The sequence below is a fragment of the Candidatus Albibeggiatoa sp. nov. BB20 genome, assembly GCA_016744725.1.
In the GTDB taxonomy this organism is placed as follows: domain Bacteria; phylum Pseudomonadota; class Gammaproteobacteria; order Beggiatoales; family Beggiatoaceae; genus Albibeggiatoa.
Genome location: JADGDW010000043.1, coordinates 15106 through 27460, shown reverse-complemented (window position 1 = coordinate 27460; position 12355 = coordinate 15106). Strand labels below are relative to the sequence as shown.

General features: G+C 38.8%; 9 protein-coding genes. 5 read left to right on the top strand and 4 right to left on the bottom strand.

Annotated elements, in window-relative coordinates:
* On the bottom strand, positions 1–1410 hold a 1410-nt coding region (locus tag ABXH34_RS06925; RefSeq protein WP_353571139.1), incomplete at its 3' end, for a S41 family peptidase.
* A gap of 424 nt (positions 1411–1834) precedes the next feature.
* On the opposite strand from ABXH34_RS06925, the gene ABXH34_RS06920 reads away from it, so the two are divergent.
* Both ABXH34_RS06920 and ABXH34_RS06915 read left to right on the top strand, forming a co-directional pair.
* Positions 1835–2062, top strand: a complete 228-nt coding sequence (locus ABXH34_RS06920) for a hypothetical protein (RefSeq protein WP_353571138.1) — start codon at positions 1835–1837, stop codon at positions 2060–2062.
* A gap of 6 nt (positions 2063–2068) precedes the next feature.
* Positions 2069–2548, top strand: a complete 480-nt coding sequence (locus ABXH34_RS06915; RefSeq protein ID WP_353571137.1) for a MerR family transcriptional regulator — start codon at positions 2069–2071, stop codon at positions 2546–2548.
* Between the two features lie 119 nt (positions 2549–2667).
* Here ABXH34_RS06915 and ABXH34_RS06910 read toward each other — a convergent pair whose 3' ends face one another.
* A complete protein-coding gene (locus ABXH34_RS06910; protein WP_353571136.1) occupies positions 2668–5061 on the bottom strand; it encodes a hypothetical protein in 2394 nt (797 codons plus the stop codon).
* Between the two features lie 406 nt (positions 5062–5467).
* Between ABXH34_RS06910 and ABXH34_RS06905 the strand changes: the two genes are divergently transcribed.
* Positions 5468–8377, top strand: a complete 2910-nt coding sequence (locus ABXH34_RS06905; RefSeq protein WP_353571135.1) for a right-handed parallel beta-helix repeat-containing protein — start codon at positions 5468–5470, stop codon at positions 8375–8377.
* 121 nt (positions 8378–8498) lie between these two features.
* Here the strand turns inward: ABXH34_RS06905 and ABXH34_RS06900 are convergent, their stop codons facing one another.
* The gene (locus tag ABXH34_RS06900; RefSeq protein WP_353571134.1) at positions 8499–9002 is read right to left on the bottom strand and encodes a DUF1842 domain-containing protein; all 504 of its coding nucleotides are present in this window, start codon (positions 9000–9002) and stop codon (positions 8499–8501) included.
* Positions 9003–9395: 393 nt separating this feature from the next.
* On the opposite strand from ABXH34_RS06900, the gene ABXH34_RS06895 reads away from it, so the two are divergent.
* Positions 9396–9764 carry a hypothetical protein gene (locus ABXH34_RS06895; protein ID WP_353571133.1) on the top strand — a complete coding sequence of 123 codons (369 nt, stop codon included), beginning with the start codon at positions 9396–9398 and terminating at the stop codon, positions 9762–9764.
* 257 nt (positions 9765–10021) lie between these two features.
* Here the strand turns inward: ABXH34_RS06895 and ABXH34_RS06890 are convergent, their stop codons facing one another.
* Complete coding sequence (locus ABXH34_RS06890; RefSeq protein ID WP_353571132.1) at positions 10022–11143, bottom strand: dienelactone hydrolase family protein; 1122 nt, start codon at positions 11141–11143, stop codon at positions 10022–10024.
* A gap of 530 nt (positions 11144–11673) precedes the next feature.
* Here ABXH34_RS06890 and ABXH34_RS06885 point away from each other — a divergent pair.
* The gene (locus tag ABXH34_RS06885) at positions 11674–12120 is read left to right on the top strand and encodes a hypothetical protein (RefSeq protein WP_353571131.1); all 447 of its coding nucleotides are present in this window, start codon (positions 11674–11676) and stop codon (positions 12118–12120) included.
* Positions 12121–12355: the final 235 nt, after the last annotated feature.

Genomic DNA, 12355 nt, shown 5'->3' with positions numbered 1-12355 from the left:
TAAGATTGCATTAGGTAAACTCTTCATTGCTAAAGCAAAAACTTCTCCACCACTATAAGTATGTTCCCCGATTAATACATAAACAGGTTTGGTAAAAGATTGGTCGATTTGTGGTTCAAGCGTAATGCTGTGTTGATTGGCAAAACCGCCCGCGAATTTGGCTTTTTTATGATACGCGACTTGGCTTTGTTCAATAAAATGTTCTGCAATCAGGTTAGAAATCGCATCATAACCGCCCACATTGTTGCGTACATCGATAATCAAAGCGTTTTTATCTGCCAAACTGGGAATAAAATCGGCTAAAAATTGCTGCATAAATGCCATATCTTGATCCCCATCTTGTTCATCATCGCCATAATCAAACATCGCTGCAATACTTAAATATGCGACTTTCTCGTTAATATTACCAGAACACACAGCTGAGACAGGACAAGTTAAATCAGCTACATAACTTGGAATTAATGCCGCTGCTTGGGCAACAAAATCATTCACAAATTGCAGGTGTTCGCTGTCAGTTTGTAATAGATTATTGACAAATTCATCAAAGTCATCAAATTCACTTTGTTCAGCAAAGGTTTGCTCTAAATTATTTAAACCTTGCTCGCTGCGATAAGTATCAATGGCTCGTAACAACCAATTTGCAATGCTGTGATAGCTTTCGACCGCATCTTCATCATCAATAACAATTTCAACATGAATATCATTCAATGGTCTGAGCATTTCATCAAATAAGCCTAATAAATCTTCTTCTGAATTGATCTCACTTAATAAAGGTTTGGCTTCGGCGTACACGGCTTGCCAGTCGACCCCTTTGCGTTGGAAAAATGGATAATTGTCATTGAAACTATGCCATAAGGCTTCGAAATTGGCGGTGAGGTCTGTGACCGGTTCTCCTGTTAAATTTGAACATTGGGTGGGCAGTGCTTCTAAGCGGTCATAGGTGTACGGATGAATATCAGCCGCTTGATATTTGGTCAAGGTATTGAAATGGCTACCATCTGCGGTTAACAATACGCTAGGGTATTCCTCAATCAAAGCATCAATGGGTAATTCTTTTCCAGCCAAAGTGCAAGATTGACGATTGACATCATATAGTGAAAAAAAACCATCTTGTATGGAAATCACTTCGCCGTATCCTCGACGTATAAATACCCCGTTTAATTGATCGGTAGGTGTATCAATCACTGTTTGTTCTACGCTGCTTAAACGCAGTAGTAACGGTGAAAGTTGGTCAATGGTAAAATTGCCTGCAAAAGTTGATTCTAATCCAGGAAGTTTGACACAGGGTACGGTCAATTGGTTGCCGTCAAAATAGGCGGTACAATCTGGTTCAGCAGCAAAACTGATTTGACTGATGGTTATCGCAGAAAGTAACGTGATATGTAATAAACGGGGTTTAAAGATTGGCATTGGGGTGCTTCCTGATTAGGTTTGGAATACATGCACATAGGCTAGCACTAAATAGTCACCAGCCACAATGTGTGTGATTCTATCTTTTACAAGTCAAAAAGACTGAATTTAGGAGTTCTTTTACAGCTTCGCTGTTTGGGAATGCCTGTTTTACAAGCTCTGCTTGTTATGTTTTGCAAAGCAGACTTTTGTTGACAGTTGTGGCCTTGGTTTTTCGCTAAGTTGTTGGTAGGCGGTTTTAAACTGGCTGAAATCAGCGGGGATATTTTCAAAAGGTGTATGGCGCAAAGCTTATACATCCTACATTGGGCTTATTTTATAGCTGAGGTAAGAGATGATTCATTTTTATATATCGTTATTCTTGACAATCTAACGTTTACGTAATATAAATATATTGTACTCATAATGTATTTAAGGAACGACTATGAACATCAGCGATATTTTGATCCACGTCAATGAATCACTTGATAGTGAGCAACGTCAGACAGTAGAACAAGCTGTACGTGAAATAGAAGGCGTGATTGCGCCACGCTTCAGCCCAAACAAACATCATTTGTTACTTGTAGCATTCAATCCCGCAGTCACCACTACAAAGACATTATTAACAAGCGTCACATCTCTTGGGTATCAAGCACAATTGGTTGGTGTGTAGCGCAAAGTGCAATTAACAGAACTTAAAAAAATAGGTGATGTGGCAGAGTTACTTAAAACCACCCCACGTACATTGCGCTTTTATGAAGAAGAAGGATTGGTGACAGCACACCGCACACCGAAAGGAACGCGCCTTTATTCAGAAACTGATATTGCGCGATTCAAAGCAATTCTGCATTTAGCCCAATCGGGTATTCCGATCAATTTGATTAAGCAATTGGCCATCGTTAGAACGCTGCATCCAACAGGAGATGAAAGCCGCCAACATGTTCAAACAATATTGGGTACGCTCACAGAGCAGGTGAGTTTACAAATGGATGCGCTACAAAAACTGCAATCAGAATTAACTTTTGCGGCTGAAATCGTGCAGGCTTGTTCACAGTGTAATAATCCCCCAACACGTATGGGTTGTCCTGACTGTCCAATTCATCAAAAGCTGGATGTTTCCAATATGTTAAATTTAATTTGGGAACAGGAAATACATTAATTCAAGGTTAATATATAAGTTAACTTTTGTGAATTTGGAAATATCTCTCTCGCTTCTCGTTCCCAAACTCTGTTTGGGAATGCCTGTCTTACAAGCTTTGCTTGTTATAATTCACAAAGTCATTGTTTTAAAAAGCCTAATTCAAACACTTGTGGTCTGAGTTTTTCGCTTAGTGCTTGATAAGCCGTTTCAAATTCGGTGAAGTCTGTTGGGATTGCGCTGCTGTCTGCGTTGCGTTTTTTAAGTGCATTGCGGATTTGATACCAGCCAACATCGGGGCGATTGAGTTTGAATTCTTCTCGCACCTTGTACACGTCTTTTTCGGAAAAGTAGGCTTGCCACAATTCTCGACCTGCATTGAGTACGGCTTTGGCTGGTTTGGAAAAGGTCTTTTTCGCGATGTATTGCACCATGAAGTCAGATTCAAATCGGTCTGGCGCGTTCACTTCGTCTTCTGTGAAAGGAATAAAGTGGTTGACGATTGACCATTTTTTATCGTTCCATTCCAGTCCGTCAGCACTGGCGGTTAAGTTTTTTCCATGAAATAGCATCCAAACTAAACAGTCATGTTTAAATTCGTTATTTAAAGGTTCACTGGGCTGCAAAAATTGGTCGTTATGATTGAACCACGAATGTTTAATTAATTGTCGCATTGAAAAAACAACAGCAGCTTGCCAGAGATTTTCAGTGGTAATGTACAAACCTCCACCATTACCTCCAGTAAAAATCGAAGAAGTGATACAGGTTTCTTGTCCTGCATGTTGTAAATCATTATTGCTGGCATATAAAAAACCAATCATCGCATCACATGATTTTTTCAGTCTAGGATTTCTTGAAACTGTTACAGCATTTGACAAAGATAAGGCGAGTTCATCATTTGTTTTTGGCTTGTCAATCCAAACATTCAGATATGTTTTATTTGGTAAGTTATAAAAAAATTTTTCACCAATCGGCTGTACGTTTTTATTGAAAATGGATGTGGTAATTTCTTTGATAGGCGTTTTTCTTTTGGCATTTTGGTTCGTTTTCCAGATTAAAAAACCAATAGGAAAATCTCCTTTTAAACCATCAAAAGCCTTGCTGTGTACAATAAAGCCATCTAAATATTTTGCATTCCAAGCTTGTCTGAACTTTTCAAAATTAGGCGCGTTGACATATTTTAATGTGCTAAACATTGCCAGTGTTGCTGTAGGCATTTCTTGTGCGATCCGTACCAAAAACTGCACAAATAATTCTTTGCTAGCATAACCTTGTTTCATTGAAGCATTAATTCTTGTTTGCTCAACTTTCTTCTTATTCATATTGCCTTTAGCGATGCCAGAACCCGTTTCTCCATAAGGCGGATTAATCAAAACCAGAATCTTTTTCCCATCAGCAATGGCTTTGCGTAAACCTGCGGGGATTTTATCAGTCAAACTGTAATCAATTTTGCCGTCGTCGGTAATATCATCATTTAAATAATCATATTGGAAACGTTGCGCCGCCACACAGGTTTTGGTCGCCTTCATCACATCCACATCCGCCTGATCCAAAGTGCTCATATAAATCTTACGCGGATTACTGTGCTTCACCTCCAAATTACCCACACCGCAACACATATCCCACACAATATAATTTTTCTGCCAATTCTTGCCCAAAGTATCGGTTAACTTATCATACGCCTTATCCACCACCGCCAACGGCGTATAATACGCACCCTTAAAACTGCGCTCATCCAACGCAATCAAACTATCCCGCCGCTCTAACAAATAATTCCGATACTCAGCTTTTGGCGGCTTCTGATAAATCGTCCAAAACTGTCGATAACCCTCTTTACTCCCCAACTCATAAATCTTCCCATCCAAACTAAAAACCGGCGCATTATTCTTATGCAACAACTCAGCGGGTAAATCATCATGCGTCGACACCGTACCATCATGCATAATATCGGCAAAAAACAACAACGCATACTGCTCCGCATCCACCCCAATAATCTCACGCCCCACCATCGCCACCCACTTATCAAACACCTGCTTCAAATTATCAGGCGTAATCTGCGTCCGAATAATCTCACCCGTCTGAATCGCAGACTTAACCGTACTGATAAACTCATCGCCATGAGTCGAAATCTTAAACGAGACAAAATGCGTCCCGATATGCGCCGACACCTCATCCAACGCCTCCTTCGGATACTGACTCGCTGACTTGCCCCACTTCACGGTTTTCTTTTCCAAAAAAGGCAATACATCAACCGTTTTCATCAAAGCCGCTTTTTCCGTATCAATCACCGCTAAAAATGGCGGAATCTCCTCACCTTTATTCAAACCATCCTGCACATAATGCAACAACTGCGTAAACATCGCATAACTAGAATGCCGTCCCGTGTCCTTCGCCTCAAACCAAATTTCTTTGGTACGAATATCAATTAATCCTTTGGTATAAGCTTTTAATCCAAGTGCTTTGATATAAATATCTTTTACATCTTCTTCACTTTTGGCTTGCTTAAGATGGGTGTAAAGAGCTGAATGAGTCATTGATTTTTATAAATTTATGGTTGTAGAATTAAATTAAAACCCTAAGATTTAGAGCTTTAACACGGAAAATAGCAAAAGGCGCAATCTCTATCATAATACTTATAAAACAATTCAGCCATTAAAACACTTGTTATATAAATGAAATATTGATGATACGTGGCATCAAAACCAGATTCCAACAGAAATTATAAAAACACGCATAAAATGATAAAAACCCCTGCTTTCACAAAAAATACTATTCAAGCTACATCTTTAACATTTACGATTCTAAAAAACACCTGCAATCCTGATTAAAAGCCATACTCAATCCTAAATATTAATATCATAAATCAAAAAACCTCATAGATTAATCCAAAATGCTGCGCTATTATCTTTGTACATACCATTTAATGGATAAGGATAAACAATGACAAAAACGAAGCGATTAATACTGCTGTGTAGTTTATATCTGCTCAGTAGTGCGACATGGAGTCAAACTTTTTACCTCAGTAATCAAGGGGATGACGCAGCCGATGGACTCAGCCAGCAAAGCGCATGGCAACACATGAGCCGTTTAAATACCGCGTTGCGTGACCAGCAAATCAAAGCAGGTGACAGCGTGTTATTTCAGCGTGGCAGTGTTTTTTATGGGGAAATTTTTTCCGATCGAGTGCAAGGTGAACCCAATCAACGGGTAACTTTTAGCGATTATGGTGATGCGCTGGCAGCCCTTCCACGGGTCACGGGCAATGTTGCAATTAACCAATGGACGGCGACCACAATTAATGACAAATCCACCTGTGTGGCGGACAGCGGCAACTTGCAAGATTTAAATGCGGAAAAAGGCCAATACGGCAGTTACAACATTAACGACATGATTGCAGACAAAGTGCAAACCACGCCAACGTATTTATATTTTGATGGACAATTACAAGACTTAGCCCGTTATCCCAATCGAGGACAATTCCTATTTATGGGTGACAAAACCAAAGGCAAAATCATTCTTGATCCCGAATTAAGCGCCGTGCCACAACGTGCAAAATGGATCGGTGCAATCGCCGTAATCCGTGATTCTAACTGGACGTACACACAATCACCTGTTGCCAGCATCGGTCAAGATTCACTGACTTTGCAACACAGTATTTTAGAAAGTCTTGCGCCGAATAATGGCTATTTCTTACAAGGTAAATTAGCAGGTTTAGATGCGCCAAATGAATGGTTTTTAGATACCCAAGCCCGTAAGATTTATTTTACCCCACCTGATTCTGTTAGCTGTGAGCAATTGGACAATCGAGTACAAGTCACTGTATTTGAAAGAGCCATGTCAGTGCATCAATACACCACCATCGAAAACTTGATGTTTGACGGTTATAGCAATAAAGTACTGCATTTAAACAGCCGTTCAGCGCAAATTGAGCTTAAAAATAATATATTTACCCGTAGTTTAAAAGCCGTATTTGGTTCTGGCACTAGTGAGATTGTGATAACGGGGAATCTATTTCGGGATATTCTTGACTCGGCTATCGTATTCTGGCCAACCCAACAAACCACGATTGAAGATAATCTGTTCTTAAACATTGGTTTATCGCCGCAAGCACCAGGAGAATACAATGCAATTCAATTAGGCTCAAATGAACCTGAAACCTCTTACAGCCACCGTATTGTGAATAATCATATTAAAAATGTAGGTTATTCGGGGATTATGTTTCGGGTCGGCAGCAATCAAGCAGGCAAGGAAAGCGTGATTGAGCGCAATATTATCGAACATGCGTTAAGCACTTTGGCAGACGGCGGCAGCATTTATTTAGAAGATTCGAACGGAGTGTTGATACGCGACAATCTATTATTGAATGCTAGAGGCAATAAAACCAGTTGGAAGCGTGGACAAGGCTTTTTTCCTCAAACTGCCTTTGCATTCGGTTTTGCGTTGTATACCTCAAATAATCACAATTCGCAATATCTCAATAATACAGTGATTAATCATGATGATGGGTTTCATGCTACGGGCAGTGTGCGCAATAATATTTTGAAAAACAACACCTTTTACGCCAATAGGGAACAGCAAGCCAAAATTGGCATGGGCAAAGCGACTGACAATTTAGGTTATCAAGTCACGCACAATATTTTTTATAATACCGACCCGATTCAATACAGTTTGCGCCAGAATGCACCACAACAAGCTTGGCATTATGGGCAGTTTGACTACAATTATTATAATCATCCGTATGATAATGATTTTTATGCGTTAGGCGGCAAAAGCAATGAAACTGAAAATTTCTATTATGGTGGGGTGCAATTGTTTCGTTGGACAGATCAAGAGCCTTACAATTATTTCTACAATTTTGAAACATGGCAACAGCTAGATGACAATGACCAACATTCTAAAACCGATTTGCAAAAGTGGTCAGTGATTAAAGTCAATGACGCTTTGTATGAAATGGATAGCCCAATCAGTGAAAATTTGATTAAAAATCCAGACTTTGAAACGGGAATTGAGCCGTGGGAAGTGTCGGGCGGTAAAATCGAAGCGGCGACCAAATTAGATGGGCAAGCACTGAAAGTCATCAATGGGCATCAATCGTATTTTGTGCGAATTAATAACGGTGAAGCTCTGCCTTTACAGCAAGATGGTTATTATATGCTGCGCTTCAGTATCGAGCGTGAGGCAGAAGCGGCGATTCAAGTGGGTATTTATAACCGTGTGAGCCAATATTCCAGCAAACCTGCATTAAGTCGTGTTTATCGATTGCCATCGGGCAAAAAACGCTTTGATTATCAGCACTTATTTAAAATGCAAGCAGTGTCAGAGGACATGCGTTTGTTTTTCTATATGCAGCAAGATGATCCTGATTATTGGTTAGATAATGTCAGTTTGCAACAAGTCAATTTGCGTCCTGCGATGCCAGCGACGGAACGTTCTAAAATCTTTATCAATCCTTATGCAGAATCCCGCCAATATGATTTGGGTGGTTTGCCGTATCGGGATTTAGATGGAAATGCGGTGGCGAATCAAATCGACATTGCGCCATTTAGTTCTAAAATTTTAGTACGAACCGATGCAAGTAACGAACGCCCTGCGGCACTATCCGCCCCACAATTACGTTTGACTCAAAAACAACGGGTGGCGGTGTTAGGTTGGGAAGCAATTGCAAATGCAACGAACTATCGTTTGTATTATGCACAAAGTGCGGAACAAGTGGGTTTTATCGATGTGGGGATATTAACCCATGGTATTTTTGATTTACCTGCCAATACAAAGCTTTATATCGCGATTCAGGCCATGAATGCAGCGGGAAATAGCGTATTGTCCAATATTGAATATATTGATTTGCGGTAAGGTAATTAAAGGTGGTTTTATCTCTAAATGAGGGTATAGCTCGTTACCAAGTTCTGAGGTTGTATAAAGAAGTGAAGAAAACAGCTTCCAGAATTTGGTAACGAAATAAGCTTTCTAATTTTTATTTAAAGCAAGGAACTGATTTTGCTGGTATATCAGTAACATAAATCCATTTTGAATCATTAGTTGGTAGTCCATCATGAGTATAACTATAAGAAGCTGTACCAGATTGCCAGCCATTATGCAATACCATATTTAATTCTAAGTTAGGGAAAATGACGATATCACGTCTAAGACCAGAAGGCCAGTTGATATTAGGATAGCCAGTTGCTATCACAAATTTGATTTGAGAAACATTAGGAAAAAGTGTATGAACAACATATTCACCACGTAATTTTGATTCTACTGGTGGTGCTTGGATAGCTTGAGATACTTTAGCATAGCCTGTGATGGTTGAATTCGGTGCATTTACCAATAAATCAAGTCTAAGAACTGGCGCTCCAGGTACATTATTACTGATTTCATAACAGACAGGAAATACAGCTACTTGATTGTCAGCAGCATTAACAAATGGAGCTACAGTTAATGTTGCAGCAATTAATAATGAAGAGTATAAACGTTTCATAAAAATTCTCCTAAGGTAAATGTTTAACTAGACAAAGCATCTTGCTATGTCTGGCTAAAATATTACATCTCCTTTGATCGCAAATAAATAGCACTAAAGTTGTAAGTCCTACAACTAAAGTTGTAATTTTGAGTAGTTTTTTTATAAAAATAACCAAAATCTAAGTTTGTCGACCAAAACTACCTTTCTCTAGTACATGATTTTTTTAAAACATTTACTTAAAAAAAGGGCATTCCAATCAAAGTTAGCGTTATGAATGATAAAAAACAATCTTTAGTCAAAGTAGGATGGATAAGCGATAGCGTCATCCGTCATTTTTGGGTTAGCCAATTCCTCTGATGTTCAACAAAAAGGAGAATGGATATATTTTAGAAAAATGTATGACGTGGAACGTTGGAACGAGAGAAAATCTTTATCAATCCTTATGCAGAATCCCGTCAATATGATTTGGGTGGTTTGCCATATCGTGATTTAGATGGGAATGCGGTAGCGAATCAAATCGACGTTGCGCCATTTAGTTCTAAAATTTTAGTGCGAACCGATGCGAGTAACGAACGCCCTGCGGCACTATCCGCCCCACAATTACGTTTGACTCAAAAACAACGGGTGGCGGTGTTAGGTTGGGAAGTGATTGTGAATGCGACGAACTATCGTTTGTATTATGCACAAAGTGCGAAACAAGTGGGTTTTATCGATGTGGGGATATTAACCCATGGTATTTTTGATTTACCTGCCAATACAAAGCTTTATATCGCGATTTAGGCCATGAATGCGGCGGGGAATAGCGCGTTGTCCAATATTGAATATATTGATTTGCGGTAATCCAGCAGGATGATATTAAACTTGTAAATATGGGAAGCAGAGCTTCTATTCAGTACTCCTAAATAGAATTTGGGAGTGAGGCAATATTATGAAAAGATTCTTACAAAATATGATGAGAACGAGATAAACATAAAAAAAGCTGATAAGTCAAAATGTATTCAACTTATCAGCTTTCTAGTTATTGGTTTGCTAACTTACTAATTTAACCAGTTTAAAGTGGTTTGCATAGAGTTGTTAAATTGATTTTGTGCACCTGTACAAGTCAATGGACTTGGTATGTTTTGGCACTGCGCACCGTGATCTAAATAATGATGGTAGTCAAAAAAGAACTTATTACTTGAACCACAACTGACTAAGACTGCATAGTCGTTTGAACTAGCAACGGGAGCTTGTGGAATACTAGTGTAACCGCCTAATTTTAAGCATAAATCAACGCTTTGTTGTACAGGTACGGTTGCATCTTGAAATCCATGCAAAAATCCAATGGGTGGCAAACTATTCCGTAAAGATGGGTTGTTAGCAATCAGATCATGAAACGAGTTACGGTTGATACGGGCGATCTGTGTTGCACTACTTCCACCAGTATACGCAAAGGCGTTAAAGTAAATTTGACCATTAACCGTAGGATGCCCCAGATTTTGCAAATAAGTATAATAGGCAGGATCAGTTAAATCGGTAAAATTTGAAGGTGGAGCAAAAGAAACAACTCGCTCAATTATGCTTTGCACCGCTGAAGAAAATGCTAAGGATAAAGCTAAATGCGCACCCGCTGAAAATCCCATCACCCGAACTTTAGCATGGTTTTGCGCTGAGTAAGTTAAACGATGACTATGAGCCCAAATGAGTGCATCTTTGACATCTTTTTCAATATCTTCTGCCGTAATACTGCTACTTCTACACGTTGTATTAGGATCATTGGTGTTATTAATCAGTCGGTAATAAGGGATAAATACCACATACCCACGATCAACCAGTTCTTGCGTTAACGTCTTACCTGTGCCCACATCCGCCAAGACTGTCGGTCCATTAGACAAGTTAGCGGTTGCCTGTTGTTCAGGCCCATCTACCCAACCACCAGCATGTAACAGCATAACTGGCTTATAATTTCCAGACGAGGCCGCCCCCAGTTTTGAGTAAACATACATCTTCCTTACACAAAGTCCTGCTGCACTACTGGCTGCACTATAATTTGTAATCCCATTCACATGAAGTGGTGCGGTTTGAGGTGGATCAAGTGCTAAGGCTGTATTGCCAATTAACGATAAAGACAAGCCTGCTAAGCCTGTAACCCACCGAAGTTTCTGCCATGTTAATAACATAAAATATTCCATTAAAAAGTTGAGACGAAATAACCTATTTAGAAGCATATTTAAGAATTAAAATATGTCTATTCAAAAACAAGGTTATTAAAACATGCAGATATATATAGCAGTAGAATTTTTATCGCGCAAGTTTTTAGTGAAATTTAATTTCAAAAAAATTTAAAATCATTAGCACAGTTGGTTGTATTGTTTTGCGTATCATTGACTTAGGTGGAGGGTATTTGAATCGAAAAAAATCATAATTTGTGAGGAGGGAAACTTGACTTTGACAATAATAATTGGAATTTGCACACCTATGAGCTTAGCTTAATAACAATATTAAGCAACTTTAGGTACAACAAAAACCTTTATCAATTAACACAGAATGAATAAGCAACACTCTCATCTATCATTTTTGGTTTAGCCAATTTCTCTGTAATTTTTGATTTATTACAAAAATAAAATAAAGTTTAAATTTTGCCTTGATTAAAATTAAATCTGTTCTATGCTAAAAACCACTTATTAATAAAGCTATTTTGGAGGAATTCATGAAGAAGTTATTTGTTGTTGCTAATTTATTATTAGCGTTGTCTTTCATTTCACAAAACGCCTCTGCGCTGTTAAATCCAACCAGTTGCAATGCTGGAGATTCGGTTGCTACTTGCTCAAGCAAAACATACAATTTATTGAACAACAGACATTTCTACTGGTTTGATGGTTATTCAGCCATATTGTCGTCAAATCAAGTGGTTATATATCAAAATGGTCAATATGTAGATACTTATAATGCTTCTGTTGAGAATGGCTATCTAACGCATGTGCAAAATCCAGGTGATAACGATTATGCTTACATAAAAGTTCAACTTCTTGATGGAAATATGAATAATATAGGTGCTGCAATTTCATTCTCCTACGAAGCACATTTTCCTCGTCGTATTGCTCCTACTTATACTGTCTGTCTCTACGAAAACAGCAGCATGGGTTCTTGTATTTAATACAGATAACGATGGACTACGCTAACATTTATATTTTCATGATTTGGATGAGAGTATAAATTAACTTACTCCCAAACTCGGCTTGGGAGTATTTCTTGATAGGTAGAATGGATAAGCAATAGCATCATCTGTCATTTTGAGTTTAGTCAATTTCTCTGATGTTCAACAGAAAAATGAAGAATAGGTATATTTTCAAAATGGCTATGACGCAGCGCGTCTGGACTGCATTCTCACG

What these genes read in the sequence shown, in the direction of transcription:
- ABXH34_RS06920 (WP_353571138.1), top strand. Translation starts at nt 1,835, where the DNA reads ATGAACATCAGCGATATTTTGATCCACGTCAATGAATCACTTGATAGT.
- ABXH34_RS06910 (WP_353571136.1), bottom strand. Translation starts at nt 5,061, where the DNA reads ATGACTCATTCAGCTCTTTACACCCATCTTAAGCAAGCCAAAAGTGAA.
- ABXH34_RS06905 (WP_353571135.1), top strand. Translation starts at nt 5,468, where the DNA reads ATGACAAAAACGAAGCGATTAATACTGCTGTGTAGTTTATATCTGCTC.
- ABXH34_RS06900 (WP_353571134.1), bottom strand. Translation starts at nt 9,002, where the DNA reads ATGAAACGTTTATACTCTTCATTATTAATTGCTGCAACATTAACTGTA.
- ABXH34_RS06890 (WP_353571132.1), bottom strand. Translation starts at nt 11,143, where the DNA reads ATGTTATTAACATGGCAGAAACTTCGGTGGGTTACAGGCTTAGCAGGC.
- ABXH34_RS06885 (WP_353571131.1), top strand. Translation starts at nt 11,674, where the DNA reads ATGAAGAAGTTATTTGTTGTTGCTAATTTATTATTAGCGTTGTCTTTC.